Below are 19,802 nucleotides of genomic sequence, written 5' to 3' on the forward strand. Positions count from 1 at the left end.
CCCATTATTTCCAAATTAACCTACGTTGAAGCAAACTGGATGTCGGTTTCGTTCATTATAACTATTTCAGCTGCGGAATAGTTTGGCGGGAGATAGCGGAAGCTGTTTTCCGCTATTGTCGCACAGACAAACCTCAGTCGGGAAAAACCTGCCAATAACGGAAATTGCCTTCCGTTATTCTACGATTTTTCCGTTCCCGTAGGGAATAACGGAAAATACCTTCCTCTATTTTGCCGGCGCCACATCCAAATATCGTTGCATCAATCTCCAAACCCCGTATCTGCCCCGCTGCACGGACGGATGGTAAGATGAAATCAAGATGATCGAACCAAAAGGGGATGAGACAATTGAAAAAAGCAACATGGTTGGCAGGCGGTTTAAGTCTGATGATGGTGCTGGGCGTGACGGCGGGATGCGGCGGAAGCGGAAGTGGTGACAGCAACAGCGGCAATAACAGCAACGGCAACGGGAGCCAGGCGTCTCCAGCGGCAGGCGCCTCCCAAGCTCCGGCGGCGTCCACCGCCTCCGGCAAAACGATCAAGCTGAAGATGTGGGGCGGCGTGCCGGCGGAGTCCGGACCCCAAGCTGTGGTGGATGCCTGGAACAAGCAGAACCCGGACATCCAGGTGAGCTATGAGCGTTTTGTCAATGACGATGCGGGAAATCTGAAGCTGGATACAGCCCTTATGACCGGCCAGGATGCGGATTTGTTTGTCAGCTATTCCTACCCCAGATTGCAGAAGCGGAAGGATGCCGGGCTGGCGTTGGATTTAAGCGCTTACAAGGACTATAACGTGGATGAGAAAATGGGCCCCGACGCCAAGCTCTGGCAGATTGACGGCAAATATTACGGCATCCCCACCAAGAAGAACATGTCCTTCGTCTGGCTGAACAAGGACGCGCTGGATGCGGCCGGACTTCCCGTGCCGGCTCTGGACTGGACCTGGGACGACATGAAGGAGTACGCCGCCAAGCTCAAAACCGACAAACGCTGGGGTCTCCTCCAGCATGAGGCTGGCTACATGGAGCAGGTGGATTCCGGCACGGCGGCGATTGGCTTTGTGAAGCCGGACGGCACCTCCAACCTGAACAACCCGCTGGCTGCCAAGGGCTACGAGGTAGCCTACGAAATGCAAAAAGCCAAGTCCATGCCCACCTACGGCGAGCAAATGACCTCCAAGATGCCTACGGACACCATGTTCCTGAAGGGCGAAACCGCCATGCTGTATGCCGGGGAATTTATTTTCCGCAATGCCAACAACCTGAAGGATAACCCGCGCAGCTTCAAGATTGCCTTTGCCACCGTGCCGAAGCTGAGCAAAAACGCCGATGAGTTCAAATATCCCGCGGGTCTCGGGGATGTAGTGTCCATCAATGCCAAATCCGCCAACAAAGAAGCGGCCTGGAAATTCCTGAAGTGGTATGCCGACGGCGGAATGATGCCCATGGCCTCCGGCGGCCGAATTCCCTCCTCCAAGGCGGTCAATGCCGATGACGCCATCAAGCTTCTTTTAAGCGGCGTGGACAGCACCTATGATCTGGATTCGTTGAAAAAAGTCGTATTCGGCACCTTCCCCACCTACGTATCCAGCCTGGAGCAGCAGGTCATCGATCTGCGCAAGGAGGAGTACGAAAAGTATCTCTTGGGCAAGCAGGACCTGAAGACCACACTGGAGAACATGGCCAAACGGCATAACGATTTCCTCAAACAAAACAAAAAATAAACCGGTTTACGCGAAAGGGAGGGCGTTCCGAAGCGAACCCTCCCTTTCATTTACCCTAAAATTGGAAACGGAAGGAGTAATTTCCATGGGCGGAAATTGGATGAAGCGGCAGCGGATGATGGGATACCTGTTTATCCTGCCGAACATGCTGGGCATTATCGTATTTTTCCTGATTCCCGCGGTTTTTTCCCTGGGGCTGACCATGACCAATTACCAGTTTGCCAATCCCAACTACCGGTTTATCGGATTGGACAACTTTACCCGGCTGTTCCAGGATGAGAAGTTTATAATTGCCATCAAAAACACCCTGCTTTACCTGACGGCGGTGCCGGTTTCTCTCATCGGGGCTTTCCTGGTGGCGGTGGCCCTGAACCGGAGCGTCTTTCTGAAAAGCATGCTGCGCTCCATGTACTTTATGCCGTATATCACCAGCGGCGTGGCCGTGGGCTTCGTCTGGATGTTGCTGTTCCAGCCCAGCCAGGGGCCCATCAACGGGGTGCTGCGGGCTCTGGGCATGGACAATCCGCCCGGCTGGTTCGCCTCCACGGATACGGCCATGCTGGCGTTGAATATTATCGCCGTGTGGGCCAGCCTGGGCTATAACATGATCATTTATATGGCGGCGCTCCAGGAAATTTCCCAGGAGCTTTTGGAGGCGGCCCGGATGGACGGAGCCCGCACCTGGACCCTGATCAGCCGGATCATCTGGCCCTTGGTCAGCCCTACTACCTTTCTTTTGCTCATCACCGGACTGATCGGCGCCATTAAATCCTTCGGCATCATCCAGGCCATTACCGGAGGGGGGCCGGGCAGCAGCACCACCGTCATGTCCCTGTTCATTTACAAAACCGCCTTCAGCTATTACGAAATGGGCTACGCCTCCGCCATCTCCTGGATGCTGTTTGCCTTCGTGCTTCTGATTACCTTAATTCAGTGGTACGGCCAAAAAAAATGGGTCCATTATTAGGAGGTGCGAGACCATGACATTACAGGCATCCTTGACCAAAAAACTGGTGTTCACGCTGCTGTTGGGCTTACTGGGCCTGGGCATGATTCTCCCTTTTTTGTGGATGATCAGCACCTCCTTCAAAACACCCAACGAGGTTTTCGACTACAGCCGCTGGCTGCCCTCCACACTGGAACTGAAGCATCATATTAAGGTATGGACCGGTGCGAACAGCTTCGGAACGTACTATCTGAATTCCATCAAGATCGCTTCCATCAATACGGCGGGAGCCACCTTCCTGTCGGCCCTGGCCGCCTACGGCTTTTCCCGGATCGAGTTCAAAGGGCGGGACGCGCTGTTTCTGCTCTACCTGTCCATGATGATGATCCCGCCTCAGGTGCTGTTTGTGCCCAAGTTTATCATGTTCGACTGGATGGGCATCTATAATACCCACCTGGCGCTGATCCTGCCCGGTCTGTTTACCATCTTCGGGGTGTTTATGCTGCGGCAGTTCTTCATGGGGATTCCCAAGGAAATTACCGAATCGGCCTTTATCGACGGGGCGGGGCACGGCAGAATCTTCTTCCGCCTGATGCTGCCTTTGGCCAAACCAGCGCTGGCGACTCTGGCCATTCTGGATTTCTCGTGGAACTGGAACGATTTTGAGAATGCCCTGGTTTTTCTCACGGACCGCAGGCTGTACACCGTTCCCTTGGGCCTGCAAAACTTCGTGCTGGAGTACAACGTAGACTACAACGGCATGATGGCCGCGGCCTCGGCGGGCATTCTGCCCATGCTGCTGGTGTTCCTGGCCGGGCAGCAGTTCATTATCCAAGGACTGTCGGGAACAGCGGTCAAAGGGTAGGGGTAGGGGCGTTAAATATGCAGCAACGCAAAAAAATGGACACTGGCCTTTAAAGCCGGTGCCCGTTTTGCTTTTTTCGATTTGCATCAGTTTGATTGCTGGGTCACAAGAATGAAGGTTACGCCAAACTTGTCTGTTACAGTGCCAAATGCAGGACTAAAAGGAACGCTTTCCAATGGAGCAATTACCTTTCCGCCAAGCTGCAAGGCTGCAAAAATACGCTTCGTTTTTTCCACGTCCCGTATTGAGAGATTTAGGGCTACAACTGCCTTAGCGGCAGGCTCAATACCGGAATCTTCCCCTGTATTTCCGTTTGGAACAGACTGGCTTGGCGCATCGAATAACATGAGCTCGCTTTCCCCAATTCTTAGGAGTGCATTCGACACACGCTCCTTTAAACCATCCGGGCAAGGCATTGGCATCTCACCGTACGTTTGGATATGCAGGACTTGGGCTTCAAGTTCATTTTGGTAAAAATGAATGGCTTCTCTCGCTTGTCCGCGCATCCGCGTTCACCTCCAAACTGAATCAAGCATAAAAGCCCAACCGAACTGGTTAGGCTTGTCAACTATTTGCATCACGATGCGGTTAGTCGGTGCGGATGTGTTTATATGACGAGTTGTTCCGCCAAACCGATTAGAAGCCCTTCAATTCCACGAATGTAGCAGAGCCGATACGAGTCCCCGTACTGAACCACTTCGCCAACCAACTGAGCACCATGCTTAGTGAGTCTGGATACCATTTCGTCAATGTCTTCAACGGCGAACATGACGCGTAGATAACCGAGGGCATTTACAGGAGCAGTCCGGTGATCAGATATAGCAGGTGGGGTGAGAAATCGCGAAAGTTCAAGCCTGCTGTGGCCATCTGGGGTAACCATCATAGCAATCTCTACACACTGTGAACCCAGCCCGGTTACCCGGCCAGCCCATTCACCTTCGACAGTAGCTCGCCCTTCAAGCTTCAAGCCAATCTCCTCGAAGAAAGAGATTGCGTCCTCAAGGGATTCTACAACGATGCCAACATTGTCCATTCTTAATAATCTGTTTTCTTTCATAATTTTATTTATCTCCTTATGAGTACGAATTTATTGCCTGATCACCTGTTAAGCAACGGAGGAAGAGAAACGTAAGCGACAGGGCTGGATTTACGTGGTAGAGTGAGTGAAAGTGCTCTAGCTCGATAAGGCCAACGTAGATAATGTGGATTTTGTTCGGGCAAAGGGAATTATAACACAATATTTGGAGGGTAAAAAAATGAACAAGTACGACGAAGCCATGAAGCTGCTGGACGAAAAAGTGGGCAACAAAGACGGCCTGATCTCTCTGTCCACCATCGCGCTGGAACCGGGGGCCGATGGCAAAAGCCGCCCCGCCTCCCGCATTGTGGATGCTTATTATGAGGACGGTGCGTTCTACACTGTCACCTACGCAACCTCAGGCAAGATGCGGCAGATTGCCCAAAATCCCGAAGTTGCCGTTTGCATCATCGTCGAAAACTTCACGGCCGACGGTATCGGTGAAAACCTGGGCTGGGTGTGTGACGAGAAAAACGCGGAGATGATGGCAAAGCTGCGCACAATATTTGCCGCGTGGTATAACGAAGCCAATAATGACGAAGATCCCAACACATGCCTGCTGCGCATCCGCCTGACTAAGGGTCTGTGGAATGACGCCCACAAAGGGATCAAAAATGAGATTGATTTTATCAATAAGACGGCAAATTAAGTGAGCTAGGCCCCGAATCGTCAAATCGACCAACGAAAACCACTTATTCCCATTATACATAAAAAAACTCGACCCACTAAATCTCCAAGTCGAGTTATTTCCAACCGAAGCCGTATCGAACTTCTGTTCAGTATTAACTGTCGATCCCGCGGGGGGAGCAAGTGGTTTACTCGGCGATGCTCACCGATTTGCCGGAGGCTGCGGAAAGATTGGCCGCCTCCATCAATTGGGTTAATGCCCGGCCCTGGTCGATGCTGATGGTGGTGGGGGTGCCATGGATAATGTGGTCGATCCATTGATCCATAGGGCGGGGCAGCGCCTCGGGCCGTTTGACCGGAGAAATCCAGCCTTCCTGCGCGCCAAGCTCCAGCTTGGTGGAGCGGAAGCGGAATTGGAAGTCGTCCATCATCAGGCAGCCTTCCGTACCGCATACCTCCAGGGTAAAAGGACTAAGACGGCTGGCGAAACCCGCCTCCACCACGGCCAAAGCGCCGTCTGCGTACCGCAGGGTAACCACCGCGTTGTCCTCCACATCCCGGCCGGTCACATAACCGAATTGGGCGCTGACCGCCTCCGGCATACCCAAATAAAAATGAGTCAGATACATAGGATGGCAGCCCAAGTCGATCAGCGCGCCGCCGCCGCATTGCTCCTTGCTATAGAAATGAGGCGGGAGCCAGCCTTCAGACGAGTTTTTGTTGGGCAATCCGCCGTCATGAGCCAGTCTCACCCGCAGATAGGTGATTTGGCCCAGCAGCCCTGCGTCGATGATCTCTTTCACCTGCAGGTTAACAGCGTGGGTCAGCCTTGGCAACGAGATCATAAAGGACTTGCCGGACTCCCGGACTGCCTGGATGATCCGGTCCGCAGCCTCCGTAGTAATGGCCAATACCTTTTCAGTAAAAATATGCTTGCCCGCCTTCGCGGCAGCGGTGATCACTTCTTCGTGCATGGAGGACGGGGCATCCACCACAACAGCGTCAATTTGGGGGTTGGCCAGAAGCGTTTCCAAGTTGTCGTAAAAAGGTACTCCCAGCTTCTCAGCTTGGGCTTTTCCCCGTTCCGGCAGCTCATCCCACACGGCCGCAATGCGGCATTCGGGGCGGGCCTGCACCTGGCGGGCATAGTCCTCGGCATGGACATGCCAGTAGGACAGCATAGCAACTTGAATGGTCATATTTATCGACTCCACCTTCCCTAGGGACTGTCTTAAAACCCACTAAAGGGGCATCCTTCATCCTTTAGCATGTGTCGCCTTCATCTTAACATGCGGCTTGCGGGCACACTATAACAGATGAAGTCTGATTTGTATGCGATCTTGCAACATGCTATGATATAGAGCGACAAAGCCGATAAACGTCGGACATTATCTGTAGGGAGTGTATACAAATGTGGAGTTGGATCATTCCAATCCTGACATTGATTGTGGGGGCAGCCGGCGGATTTGCCGGCGGCGTCTTTTATCTCAAGCGCCAAATGGAAAAAATGCAAAGCAACCCTGAAATGCTGGCCAAAATGGCCAAGCAAATGGGCTATAACCTGAACAAGCAGCAAATGAACAAGGTTCAGAACATGATGAAGAACCAAAAATTCAGATAAATGAAATTTTGACGGCACGCAAAATGCCGCCGGCAAGACGGGAGAGTAAGCCTATGTCCACTGAATACAGAAATAAGCAGGTTGAGGAAAACCGCGAGCAGCTGGAGTATCATGTCCGGGAAATCCTGCGCCTTATCGGGGAGGATGTGGACCGGGAAGGCTTGAGGGATACCCCGGCCCGGGTGGTGCGGATGTATGAGGAGATCTTCGCCGGCTATTCCGCCGATCCTGCGGAGGTATTGGGCGTAACCTTTGACGAGCGCCATGAAGAGCTGGTTATTGTAAAAGACATTGTATTCTACAGCCAATGCGAGCATCATATGGCGCCGTTTTTCGGCAAAATTCATATCGGTTATATCCCCAGCGGCAAAATTGCCGGCTTAAGCAAGTTCGCCCGTCTGGTGGAGGCGGTAGCCCGGAAGCTGCAGGTCCAGGAGCGGATCACCTCCGAAATCGCCGATGTCCTTAACCGGGAGCTGAAGCCCCACGGCGTTATGGTGGTGGTGGAGGCCGAGCATCTGTGCATGTGCGCCAGAGGGGTCAAAAAACCGGGCAGCAAAACCGTAACCTCCGCGGTCCGCGGCTATTTCCGCAACGATGCGCCTCTTCGGGCGGAGTTTATGGCACTGATCAAGGAGTAAATAATTGCGTCAGTCTGGACAAGCCCAGGGGAGGATAGATCTTCCTTCTGGGCTTTTCCTTGTTTCTTGCGGAAATCTGGGGAGAGGGCGCGGCATTTTCATTATGGGGGATTTTCCGGCAAATTCCGCCTTCCCTCGAGAAGAACCAGCCTGTATAATTAAACAATCATTTACGGTACTCAGAAAAAGAGAAAACCTGACGAAAGGCGGGAGATTAGTGACAAAATTGTCAAATCCTGCGGCGGGCAGAAACACTAAGCTGCTGGAGTTGGACATTGTAAGAGCGTTGGCGATCCTTGCTGTGGTGCTGATTCACGGCACCTCCAGCGCCACGGTGGAGCCAACGGAAGGCAGCGCCTCGCAGATCATGTTCTATATTCTGAATGTGGGAAGCTCCTTTGCTGTTCCCCTGTTTATCATGATCAGCGGAATCGTGCTGTTTTACAGCTATGACGGCAGATGGAACGCCAGGACGGCTGTGGTTTTTTACCGCAAACGGGCGGTCAGTCTGGTGATTCCGTATTTCATATGGGCCTTTTTCTATCATGTGTTCAATCAATGGGTCAATACAAGGGAGCTTGAAATGGATTGGCCGGGATTTTTCGGCAAGCTGGGCTGGGGGGAATGGTCGTATCATTCCTACTTCATGCTGATCATCTTCCAGATGTATCTTTTGTTCCCTCTGTTTATGACCCTGGTTAACCGTACCACGTGGTTCCGCAAGTGGCTCATTCCCTGTGGGCTGCTGATCCAGGAGGGTTTCTATGTGTACCGGCGATTCAGCGAGGGAGTTCCTTATTCCGACCGGCTGGCTCCCACGTATATGGCCTATTTTCTCATTGGGGGCGCCATCGGGCTTTATTACCCGGCGGTGAAGGCATGGGTGGAAAAGCACAAGCTCCTGACGGCGGCCGCGTGGCTGGTTGCCGGAGCGTCCTACGTGAGCTTGTTCCTTCTGAGCCGCTACAAGCATATTTATGCGGAAATTACATGGTATGAGGTGCTCTGGATACTTTACGTCACCGCGGCGGCGCTGTTCTTTATGCAGGCGGGCCGGTTTCTGCAGAGCCGGTTTCCGCGTTTGTCCAGGCCGTTGGTGTCCATCGGTGTTTGCTCCTTCGGCATTTATCTGATTCATCCCGCGTTCCTTACTCTCTATACAATTATGTGGAAAAATCCTACGACCATCCTGATGTATGATCTGTATACCTTTGGGCGGTATGCCGCCATTCTGGTAGCTTCCTGGCTGGTTGTGTACCTGTATGGCAAGATCGCCGGCCTGTTCAAGAGGAAGCCGGAGCAGCAGGCAAGCAAGACCTATGCAAGCGGCAGGACAACCGGCATGTAAGCAGATTCGTGAAATATGTAGGCAGCTTCACAAAATATGAAAAAAAGTGGTTGTCAAACGCTGGTGAAGTTTAGTATAGTAAAACAAGGAAATATGCGGAAGAACCGCTCCGACGCAGCAGCAGGCTGCCCGGGGCGGTTTTTTTACGTCAAAATGCGAATTATTCAGCCATGCCCGCCGCCTTTTGGACGGATTTGGCTTCGGAGTTTATGGCGGAATATTGTAGATTGGCGGATAAAATTGGCTACTATTTCAAAACCAGGTATACTTTAGTTGAATGGCCGCGGCGGCAAGATTGCGACGCAGACAGAAAATAAAGTCCGTCCAATGCTGATTCCACAGCAGCATTAATTTCTAATCATTTTACAAGGAGCGTAATTACTATGATGAAAAAAATGATTTTACCTGTAGCACTGGCTGCTGTATTTAGCGGCGCCATCATGTTTGGCGATAGTGGCCAAGCAGCCTCTAATTTTACTGATATTAACGGACATTGGGCAGAAAGCTACTTGCAAGAAGGAGTATCAAAAGGCTATTTGAATGGTTATGAGGACGGCACCATTAGACCGGACAATACGATTACCCGCGCAGAGTATATTTCCTTGCTCACCCGAGTAACATCCAGAGAGGCATCGGAAGGCTCGGGTTACAGATTCGCAGATACAGCAGGGCACTGGTCCAGAGAAAATGCCTATAAGGGAATAAACCTGGGCTTCTTGCAGGTTGACGATTTCCCTGACGGATTCCACCCTGACCAAAATATCAATCGGTGGGAACTTATAAAGTGGGCTGTCAATGGCTTGCTGAAAACCAACGATACCTACGTAAAGGCATATAATGACTCCAAAAGTACGCTGATTCCTTCGCCCGAAGGGTTTAAGGGGGAGTTGTCCGAGGAGCAAGTTCCCTATATAGCAGTGGCGATGGGAACCGAGCTGATAGACGGTTACGAGGACGGCACCCTAAGACTCGACGGTACGGCCACTCGCGCTGAAGTCATGAAAATTCTGACTTGGTACCAGGGCCTGGAGAAGAAAAACGCCACTGACTTCTTGGGTATGAGAGAACTGATGGCTGTGGGCACAGAAGGGACAAATTTGTTTGAGTTGACTGATTTCAGGCCTTCAATTGATCCCAACACAAAAGAGAAGGATAGGTTTAGTAATATTGTTAATAGGCGATTGGAGACAAAAACAGATATTGGAGATATTAGGATTAATCGCATGATAGCCGTGGACGCTAAAAACGTTGCCGAGTATACGGGTATTTACGGTAAAGTGTTTATGCCTGCCACGTATTATGCATCAGGAATAGTGGTTTTTGCACAATATACTCTAATTCCCTCATCCGACGAGTTTCAGATTAATACCTTTTCTGGGGCATCTGAAGACGGATTTTCTACGTCATTTGTAGGAAAGTTGAATAAGGGTGATGGCATTCTGGAATACGGCATAAAAACTATTCCCCATAAATTAAACCCATTCAAGAAAGGACAGACCGAAGTTTTTTGGTCCTACAAGTCTTTAAGTAGTAATTTTGTTTACAGTATTTCGTGTGAGGGGGGAGTATGGATGACAATTGCTGTTCCTTCTAGTGTGTTGAAAGACTAAGTTAGGTAAATGAAAATCTTAATAGAGCTGGCATATAGAATATAGGCCAGGCAGTCGAGGAGGCTTTATGAAGAAATTTTGGTCTGTATTTCTCATATTTAGCATACTTTATCCTACACTTTTTGAGATTGCTTCCTATGCTGCAACTATTATAAGTCCAAGCGGTCCAGCTAATATACAAACCATAACAAAAGATGTGAAAGGGTATGAAGTTGCAAACCCGGGTGTGTATTGGTATCAATCTGGAGGTAATCCTCCAGGATACAGATATTGGGTGGCGGACCTTACGGGTGGGGGTCATGTAAACTCAGATAATGTAGTAAGAAACGGAAAGTCCTACCCTAACAATGCAAAAGTATCAGACTCCATTGATCTTTATACCTGGAGAGCGGATGTATACACTGATCCTGAGACAAATGAAAAGTATAAAGATAGCTTGGGACAGTTGGCTAGTTCCCCAGTTATTGATGGTATGCCTACTAAGGTAGAAGATTCTTACGCTTATAAATTGGAATCTATAGGGCCAGTTGAAGGATCTAAAGTTCACCTTACTACAATTACTGGGGTAGATTATCAAGAAGACTACGACCCCGTTGAATATGAGATTGGATATGATGGCTACCCAATGTATAAGATTTTGTATACTACCCACTTAAACGTCAACTGGAAAGCCACTATCCAAGAGTCCAAGGAAATCGATGTCCTATCCAACAGCACCATAAACATAGGCGGAGCCTATCAAGCAACTGCCCAGGTAAAAACCAAGAATTTTGGTTCTTCCAATTGGAGCGAATGGGTAGATGTTAGCTCCCGTACAGCTGAAATTGTTTGGTCCAGTAACAATACGTCAGTTGCTACTGTAAATAATGTAGGTAAAGTAACGGGAGTCGCTACCGGTAATGCAGTCATTGCCGCAACGTGGAAAAAGGGCTTGTACGAGCTGAGGGATACCATAACCATCACGGTGGGTTCTGCCACTCCGTCTCCCGGCACACCCACCCCAACGCCTACACCCACACCCCCAGCTGGGGGTGATTTAACTGGCGATATAAAAGTTCAAAAGGACCCGTTAACGTGGAAGGATTTCAACACCTTCGAGCTGACTGTGAACACAAACGGATGTAAGCCGACTGAATTTTTATGGCAGGTGTATCAAAATAACGGTGTACGTGAGTATTGGTCAGGCTGGAAGCCTTGGAGCTCCGATAACCAGTGGAAAATAACGTCATCCTACATGTATGACCCAAGCATTAAAGCTTACTGGGGAGGCTTAATTAGCGGTCCCACTAAAGTAAGTGCTGGGGTGAAAGATTCCTGTGGCGGTATCTCTTGGATCGGTCCCAAGGATTTTGTGATCGGTGACCCTCCAGCCAACAGACCTCCTGAGTTTGAAATTGGGTGGTTTAAGGATAACGATTATTACAGCTACATACCCATAACGGAAGCGGTTGTCGGAGATACATTAAATGTGCGGGTCATTGAACGGGACAATCCCAAAAGCCCGTATGATCCCGATGATGACCTCATGACGTTTGAGTGGAGATTCGCGGAGAGTTCAAGCGAATGGATACGAGGTTTCCCCGGACAAGGGTATCTCAAAGGCGAGTTTAGGTTAACGTGGATTAACGCGGCAGTTGCCGGAAAGCATGAGATACAAGCGCGAATGTGCGACACCAATGGTGCTTGTACGGAAAGAACGGCGACCATCACCATCCAACGGCCGGAGCCTTTGCCTTGTATAAACGTTCCGTCGAGGGTGGTTCAAAACCGACCTCTTGCCCCCAATGCGATAAACGGGGATTGCAGCAGGGCGGCTTTGGGAAGAACCATCTCCAAGTATTTCTGGACCAACAAGCTGGATGTATATCCAAATGTGGGTCCCGAAACCATCACGTTGGAGGTGGAGGACAATAAGGGGGTAAGGAACCTCCCCGAGAACAAGGCTGTAAAGCAGATTTTTGTACAGGAAGATAAACCTCCGATACCAAACACTGATCTGCCCACCGTATCACTTAGGGGGAACGTAGGATTTAATGATTTATCTGTAAGTCCAGACGGTGACATCATCATTAGAACTTCTGCCTGGTACCAGTATGACTCGGACAACGATGGGAATTTTGACGAGCACCCTTTGATAAGCATCCCCATTACGGTAGCTGGGTCCGCTCATATACCTACCGCTAAGGTCGGTAAGTACAGGCTAAAACTCGAGGTAGAAGAGGATTGGGGTTTACGAGGGGAAGGATACTTCATTGTAGATGTGAAAAATCTAGCACCCTTTGGATCTTTTTCACTATCCTCCTTGAACCCCGATCCGCCTAGATTTAATACGACTGTGGAGAACGAAATACTGATGGCATTCGGCAACAATTGGTTGGGCTCTTCTTTGGTAAATCCGAGTCTTCATAAAACAAAGGATCTGAGATTCACCTATAATACCTTCACGAAAGGATTTACGACCAATTATGCACGAAACGTTCAAAATGGTCCAAGTTCCAATTTTTCTACAGTTTTTAGCCAGGTGCAAACACCGTATGCTGTTTACAACAATGCTCCCTCCCCGCAAGCGCTGCCTACGTTGTTTAATGGGCAGTTTACGGGTGATTCGTCAAAGGTGGGTGTAAAGGGCTCAATTCCTGCAGTCATCAACGGAGTATCTCAGTTGTACTCCTGCGGAGCCACCGGTGAGATCAACGCTGCCAATCCAGGAAATTGTGTTGCTTACGATGCTAAAGGAGGGGCCTATTCCTTTACTGCCACTACATCAGGATACTCCAGTGATAGTAGTTCGTCAGAATCCCAGAGCTGGAGTATCATGAGAACTGCTCCTTCTGGGCAGGTTACCTGGCAATTGAATGGCAGTTACTATTACTATAGCTACGACTCCGACAGCGATGAATACGACGAATACATCGTAGAAGGTATAAGGTATGCAGATAGGCTTGCAAGTCTAATTCTAAATGATGATGCCACAAAGATAGGATATGTTGTGTCTTCTCAGTGGACGGGCTCCGGTTATGTCTATACCTATAAATGGTATGATGTTGAAACGGGACAGGAAGTGGACCCCAACTCTGTGAGCTTGCCTTCCAATATGAATAGCGGGGCTATTTTTGAGGACACTGAGTCTGTTGTCTGGAGATTAAGCAGCTTTAGAGGGAAGTGCGATGGGGACTGTAACCCAAGTAACTATTATACCGATTATAGTGGCTATGGTACGGAAGGCATAAGAGCATACAATAAGCTCACGGGAGAGACAAAGGATTATTATCTTTATGTGGATCAATATTTTGACAATAGGGATAAGTGGACTGAAAGCTGCGGCATTAATGATAGCGGGTCCTCTTACACCTATCGGGACTATAGAGAAGTACAGTACTCAGTAGGACCCGATGGAACGATATATGCTGTTGACAGTCACAGTAAAATCTATGTATTTGACAAGTTTGGCAATAAGAAATACGAGTACACCACGTTAAGTTCCTACCCCAAATACACGGAACGGTGTGAAAGCAGTGAAATCGAGAAGCGTACTTTTAGTATCACATCCGGCATAGGAACGGATGGCAAGTTTTATGCGTTATTGAGAGAAGATTGGAATCACTACCAAAGGTACTATCAATGGGGAAATATGGAGGTGAGATATCTTCACAATTTAACGAATTGGAGCTATTATACGATATCCGGGTCGGTTAATCCGGTTCCGTATGCCTCATTGGAAGTGGGGCAAATCCTAAAGGACAGCACAGACATAGCGGATGCGGATTATGTGTATGACTTCCTGCAAACGACACTTAATTATAATGCGAACGCCCCTTCCGGGCTAAACCTTCGAGCGCAGAATCATAACAACATGTACAGAGTGGAGCAAACCTCCAATAGGGTGGCTCTCACCAAGATCGTAAACGGGGTGAGGACCGAAATACAGGCAGCGCCACTAAACCTGGGCCCTTTGCAGTTTGCCCACATGACCGTATCAACAAGAGGGGGCAGAATAAAGGTCATGTATGGCTCTGTGCCTCTTATTGATGCGTATGATTCTACATTTGAACATGGTGCTTACGGATTCTTTATGGGCAACTACGGATCTCATTTCCGGAATGTTTATGTCAATGTTCCCATAGTGGACAACAATAAGATAAGTGACATTGGCTTAGTAAAGGAAAATCTGATTTATGCAACAGCTTATTCAGATTCCGAAGGAGACTCTAACCTAAAAGAGCTAGACTCATGGACTTACGTTCATACAAATCCGTGGAAGTTCTTGGATGCTGGGGATGGGAATACGGGTGTCTCGGCATACAACAACGTTACGGTTAGGGGAGACCCGGTAATCGCCTTGGATAAGGTCGGTCAGTATTCCATAACTTATAAGGCTGCAGACGAACCTTCACCGCCAGAGTATTACTATCCCGACGGTACGTTTGCTGCATACAGGGCTGAATCTGATCCCTATACAACGAACGTTCTCATCCACCGCAAACCCAAAGGTGTTCTGAATGTGAATCAGGATCAGTATTACCGGTTGTCCTTTGATGACCAGAGCTATGATCCTGACAGGTGGCTGCCTGGCGGGTATTGCTCGACTGAAGCTACAGGCATTGATTATTGCTCCACGCGGGGGATAACTGACAGAAGGTATAATATGACTTATCCCGATGGAACAACAGTTGACGGGTTGATCTCGAGAATTAGCCAAGAAGGGATGTATGTCTTTCGGGTGGCCGTGAGGGACGAATATGGCGCATGGAGCGATTGGGCGGAAACATACATTTGGTTGGATTCACCTCCACTGAATAACCCTCCATTTGTTTCGATGGTGTCGCCTAACAGTCAAAACGAGCAGGTTCCGGCGGGCGCTGACAATAATCCTACCTTTGTCTTCAATGCAGTGGATTATGATGAAAATAGTATCATCAAGTCGTACACCTATAAAATCCTGAATTATACGGGGGTATATGAGTACGATCCTACCGTGGGATACTACAGAACCGTATGGAAATGGAGGGATATGTACGGTCTAAGTGGAACCGTAAATGTGAATAGCCCAAGCGACGGAAACACAGTTTCATTAAGCAGGCAAGTAACTTTAACACTGTCAGCAGGGACTACGTATAAGTTTGAAGTGTACGTTACCGATGAGAAAGGAGCGGTGTCCTCTACTGCGTTTACGTATTTCAGCAAAGGGTATCCACCGTCTGTGGTACTGACTGCTCCAGCGGGAACCCAGGATAACCCCACTCCGTTGACGGGGGTACTAATGCCGAGTTGGACTCAGTCTGATCCTGACCCGAATACGTATTTCACCTCTTGGTCCTACAGGGTCTTAAATGCTGACGGGTCCCAAACTACTATACCTTATGGAACTACTGGCTATAATGATGCAATATATTATGGGTCTTTTAGGTCAGGCTGTTGGACAGACAGTGAAGGTTATACCGATTGTAGTAGTTACTCCACCCGACAGACAAGTTGGACTGCGAGTGAAGGATTAAGTATCGCTCGACTGCCTCAAGGAGTGCCGTTGCAGGTGCAGGTTAAAGTGAATTCGTGCACAGCATCTTATGGGGATTCTTGTGATAGCGGTACGTCAAAAGCATCTGATTGGTCTAATGTGGGATGGTTTACTACCAATCGGCCACCGACAGCGAGCATGTCCAGTCCAGCAGGCTCACAATGGGCTCCTACAGTTTTTGATACCACACGGCCAACATTTGTGTGGACTCAGTCTGACCCCGATCCTGGGACGCTATTTTTCTATTTCCAGATTCAGATCACTAATGAAGAAAATACCATTACACTCTTGGACTCCGGCCAGTATTGGCAGAATACGTGGGCTACAACCGGTAGCTGGCAAGCCTCCAGTGATTTACCTGCAGGGCAGAAGTTAAGAGTTCGGGTACGGGTGTTTGATGGCCATGTGTGGTCCGACTGGTCGGCGCAAACTTGGTTTTATATCAACCGGCCGCCGGTAGCTGACTTTGATTGGGCTCCGAAGCCGGTATGGGAGGGAGACAGCATCCGGCTCACCAGTCTTTCGTATGATCCTGATGGGGATAATCTCACATACCGTTGGCGGATCAGCGGGCCTGACGGCCGGGAATGGTCCGGCAGCGCAGGAGAATGGACGGGAGTGTGGCTGGAGCCGGGGATATATACGGTGATCCTGACGGTGTCCGACGGGTTGCAGGAAGCATCGGCGGAGAAGCCGGTGGAGGTGCTGCCCTTGACTATTGATGCAGATATCCATCATACGCCGGATTGGCTTCAAATTCATGTGGAGCGCGGGCATGAGACCTCACATGCGCCCAAGGATTTTTATGCCGGGGAGAAGCTGCTGCTTCATATTGCGAGTGCCCCCGCTCCTGTTGGCAGAGCGGAGGCGCGGCTGGAGGCCACCGGCATCGGGGGAGGCAGCATTCTGGTGGAAACAGTGCTGGCTGCCGAGAACACAGCTTGTCTGTTTGCAGGCGAGCTGTATGATCCTGTTATGGGCTCTCTGGACAATAGACTGCCTGATGGCCTGCACGAAGTGCGCTTCCGCCTGACATACAGCAACGGAGTGGTCAAAGAAACTGTGGTGTCCTTCCGGATTATCGGCTCTGCTCTGGGAGCGGTAGGGGTTCACCGGATACAGTAGCAACAAGGGCAGATGTAGCTCAGCAAATTACAAATTGATGCATCAAAGCGAAAAGCCGCTCTCCTTCGACGGGAAGCGGTTTTTGATCACGCAGAATGTTTAGATGGCTTTGGGGCGAGCAGCGGATGGACTGCTTTTGGAGGCGCAAGGAGAGGGGCAAGGCGGCGGGAGCGGGCGGGTTGCCACCATAGCGGAAACAGCGGATTCGTGACAGCAGCGTGTGCGTTTTGGGCGGGCTAGCCTACTGCGACTTACTTCAAAACGGAACTCAGCGACTCTTATTGCAGTAAAAAGCGGAAATTGGATTTTTAACGGAATTGAGCGTCCCTTACCGGTCTTATACGGCGAAAATGAGGGGAGGATGAGGCTTTGGCGGGTTATAGGGGCTTCTCAGTTCCGTATAAACAGGAATAAGAGGCCAAAGCTGCTTGTAAGAGTTGCTCAGTTCCCATACGCTCTGCTCCTCCGGGGAGGGCCGCGGGGAGCTTCCAGGCGCAGGGGCCGTCCGTCCGCTGTAGCGAAAGCAGGTTTCCGCTACCCTGAAATAACACTGGTCCTTGCCGCAGGCCGGATGGTGTTATGGAAGCCTCGAAACCGGCAAAGCCGGTTTGAGGGTCTCTCCGACATTTCATCGGTCTAAAGGTGCGGCGGGAATGGCTTTCGGGCAAGAGTTAGGCCACCTGCAAACGGGGAAAGGCCGCCCACAATGGTACCCCCTTCCGTTGCCCGACGCTAAAACGGTACCGCTGCCCCAATAGCGGAAAGGAACCTTCCGCTATTGGCTCCCCCCACCGGCTAACGCCCCAATAGCGGACAATCCCTGTCCGCTATAAGCCCCAACAAGGCCCATCATCAATGCCCCATAGCGGCCATGCCGTTGTCCTGGCCGTCCTTGGTGACACGCAGGATGCCGACGGCTCCCTTGGAGGCGTGGTTGAACTGGTGGGTGACGATGGGGTAGTCCCCTTCTTCGGTTACCGTAACCTCCACCACAGCTCCGCCGCTGGCGGGAAGCATCACAGTTTGCATGCCGTACTGGACGTTCCGCGGGTTGCCGTCCATGTACACGGTGTCGAACATGGTGCCTACGATGTGGAAGGAGGAGACCTCATTGGGCCCGGCATTGGAGACGTAGAAGCGGACCTTGTCTCCCACCTTGGCCAGGAACGGCTTTTCCATCAGCCCGTAGTCATTGCCGTTGAATACTACATAGGAAGGCTCTCCATCCTGCATATCCTCAAAATCATGCTCCTTGTAAAACTCGCTTTGCACCAGGGTGTAGGAGCGGTCGATCTCCTTATCGGTCGGATACCCGTCTGTCGGCTCTACAATGATGGTTCCGTACATGCCGTTGGCGATGTGGGCCAATACCGGCTTGGTGCCGCAGTGGTACATGAACACGCCGGGATTATTGGCGGGATAGGAGAAGCTGCCGGTTTCCCCGGGCATGACGTCGATGAACTTGGCGCTGGGCGCCGCGTGCACCGCGTGGAAGTCCATGGAGTGGGCCAGGGACGGGTCCAGATTCTTCAGGGTCAGGTGGAGCTGGTCCCCCTGCTTTACCCGGATCACCGGACCGGGAACCGTGCCGTTAAAGGTCCAGGCGTTGTAGGTGAGGCCCTTGGAGATTTCCACATTGGTTACCTGGGTGGTCATTTCGATATAAACATCCTTGCCGTCGCGGCGGATCACCGGCTCTACCGGAGGCTGGTTCACCTGGGCCGGCTCCACTTGCTCGGCGGAATCGGCTGTGTCCGAATCGGCCGACAATCCCAGATCTCCTACAATGGTATACAGCCCCACAGACATGAGCAGCAGCCCCGCGGCAAGAAATAGTATGACGGGTTTCATGGGTTCGCACATCCTTCCGGTTGCTGCTTGCGCATGAAGCAGCCTGATAAGAAGAATGTACGCCATCGGGGCACCCGGCTTTGTGATTTGGGTCACACGCCGGTAAATTTCACTCCAGCGGCCCAAGTCCCGGGGGCAGCTTCCTAGTCCCGCTCCGGCTTGCTCCATTGCCGCAGCGCCACCAGATCGGGTACCAGAAAGCCCTTGCGGTCCGCCTCCAGCAGCCCTTCTTTTTTCAACTGGGCCAAAAGACGGGTGACAGTTTCCCGCGTGGTGCCGATGGTGTTGGCCAGCTCCTGGTGGGTCACCGGCAGGGTGACGCGGATGCTGCCGTCCGGCTGCTCCACCCCTTGCTTCGTGGCCATACCCAGCAAAAAGGAGGTGAGCCGCACCTGAATATCCTGCCCGGTCAGCTCCTGCAGCTTGGTTTGCAGCTCCTGAATGGTTTGGCTCATTACCCGCAGCACCTTGATGGCAATAGCCGGAGTGGAGGCAATGACCTGCTCGAAGGAGGAGAGAGGCATGGCCAACACCCGGGTGTCCACCACAGCCTCCGTTGTAGCCGGATAGGTGGATAGCAAAAAGAACCCGGTATGGGGGAACAAATTGCCGGGTCCCAAAAAATTCACGATTTGCTCATGTCCCTCCGCATCCGTTTTGAAGGCTTTAACCAGCCCCTCCTGGATGATATAGATGCTTTCCCTGTCGCTGCCCTCATGGAAGATAATGGACTTCTTCTTAAAAAAACGCGGGATCAAAAGCTCATCCAACAGACGCAGCTCGGCGTCATCCAATCCCCGGAACAGCGGCACATCGGCCAGCTTGCGGCGAGACGTTTCCATTTGACATGA

Annotated in this window: 14 protein-coding genes; 9 read left to right on the forward strand and 5 right to left on the reverse strand. The window is 50.8% G+C overall.

Annotation, left to right across the window (positions count from 1 at the left end; all coding sequences use genetic code 11):
- Positions 1–338: 338 nt before the first annotated feature.
- From DQG13_RS25080 to DQG13_RS25090, 3 genes are all read left to right on the forward strand, one after another.
- Entirely contained in the window at positions 339–1,724 is a 1,386-nt protein-coding gene (locus DQG13_RS25080) for an ABC transporter substrate-binding protein (protein ID WP_181592981.1), read from the forward strand.
- Between the two features lie 85 nt (positions 1,725–1,809).
- Positions 1,810–2,691, forward strand: a complete 882-nt coding sequence (locus DQG13_RS25085; protein WP_113022926.1) for a carbohydrate ABC transporter permease — start codon at positions 1,810–1,812, stop codon at positions 2,689–2,691.
- 13 nt (positions 2,692–2,704) lie between these two features.
- The gene (locus DQG13_RS25090; protein ID WP_113022927.1) at positions 2,705–3,535 is read left to right on the forward strand and encodes a carbohydrate ABC transporter permease; all 831 of its coding nucleotides are present in this window, start codon (positions 2,705–2,707) and stop codon (positions 3,533–3,535) included.
- An 86-nt stretch (positions 3,536–3,621) separates the two neighbouring features.
- Here the strand turns inward: DQG13_RS25090 and DQG13_RS25095 are convergent, their stop codons facing one another.
- Positions 3,622–4,041 (reverse strand): VOC family protein, encoded by a 420-nt coding sequence (locus tag DQG13_RS25095; protein WP_113022928.1) that lies wholly within the window; start codon positions 4,039–4,041, stop codon positions 3,622–3,624.
- A 101-nt stretch (positions 4,042–4,142) separates the two neighbouring features.
- Complete coding sequence (locus DQG13_RS25100; RefSeq protein WP_113022929.1) at positions 4,143–4,592, reverse strand: VOC family protein; 450 nt, start codon at positions 4,590–4,592, stop codon at positions 4,143–4,145.
- Between the two features lie 199 nt (positions 4,593–4,791).
- Here DQG13_RS25100 and DQG13_RS25105 point away from each other — a divergent pair, with 199 nt between their 5' ends.
- Positions 4,792–5,262: a pyridoxamine 5'-phosphate oxidase family protein gene (locus DQG13_RS25105; RefSeq protein WP_113022930.1), complete on the forward strand. Its 471-nt coding sequence runs from the start codon at positions 4,792–4,794 to the stop codon at positions 5,260–5,262.
- 166 nt (positions 5,263–5,428) lie between these two features.
- Here DQG13_RS25105 and DQG13_RS25110 read toward each other — a convergent pair whose 3' ends face one another.
- Entirely contained in the window at positions 5,429–6,439 is a 1,011-nt protein-coding gene (locus DQG13_RS25110) for a Gfo/Idh/MocA family protein (RefSeq protein WP_113022931.1), read from the reverse strand.
- Positions 6,440–6,651: 212 nt separating this feature from the next.
- Here DQG13_RS25110 and DQG13_RS25115 point away from each other — a divergent pair, with 212 nt between their 5' ends.
- From DQG13_RS25115 to DQG13_RS25135, 5 genes are all read left to right on the forward strand, one after another.
- Entirely contained in the window at positions 6,652–6,861 is a 210-nt protein-coding gene (locus DQG13_RS25115; protein WP_113022932.1) for a YneF family protein, read from the forward strand.
- A 53-nt stretch (positions 6,862–6,914) separates the two neighbouring features.
- Positions 6,915–7,502, forward strand: coding sequence for a GTP cyclohydrolase I FolE (folE, locus tag DQG13_RS25120; protein WP_113022933.1), 588 nt, complete (start codon positions 6,915–6,917; stop codon positions 7,500–7,502).
- Positions 7,503–7,719: 217 nt separating this feature from the next.
- Entirely contained in the window at positions 7,720–8,850 is a 1,131-nt protein-coding gene (locus tag DQG13_RS25125; RefSeq protein WP_181592982.1) for an acyltransferase, read from the forward strand.
- A gap of 383 nt (positions 8,851–9,233) precedes the next feature.
- The gene (locus DQG13_RS25130; RefSeq protein ID WP_113022935.1) at positions 9,234–10,460 is read left to right on the forward strand and encodes an S-layer homology domain-containing protein; all 1,227 of its coding nucleotides are present in this window, start codon (positions 9,234–9,236) and stop codon (positions 10,458–10,460) included.
- A 67-nt stretch (positions 10,461–10,527) separates the two neighbouring features.
- Entirely contained in the window at positions 10,528–17,100 is a 6,573-nt protein-coding gene (locus DQG13_RS25135) for a PKD domain-containing protein (RefSeq protein WP_113022936.1), read from the forward strand.
- Positions 17,101–17,952: 852 nt separating this feature from the next.
- On the opposite strand, the gene DQG13_RS25140 is transcribed toward DQG13_RS25135, so the two are convergent.
- Together DQG13_RS25140 and DQG13_RS25145 are read right to left on the reverse strand one after the other, a co-directional pair.
- Positions 17,953–18,951 carry a multicopper oxidase domain-containing protein gene (locus DQG13_RS25140; RefSeq protein WP_181592983.1) on the reverse strand — a complete coding sequence of 333 codons (999 nt, stop codon included), beginning with the start codon at positions 18,949–18,951 and terminating at the stop codon, positions 17,953–17,955.
- Between the two features lie 143 nt (positions 18,952–19,094).
- Positions 19,095–19,793, reverse strand: coding sequence for a Crp/Fnr family transcriptional regulator (locus DQG13_RS25145; RefSeq protein WP_113022937.1), 699 nt, complete (start codon positions 19,791–19,793; stop codon positions 19,095–19,097).
- Between the last annotated feature and the right edge of the window lie 9 nt (positions 19,794–19,802).

The organism is Paenibacillus sp. YN15 (assembly GCF_003285005.1).
Taxonomy (GTDB): Bacteria; Bacillota; Bacilli; order Paenibacillales; family NBRC-103111; genus Paenibacillus_AR.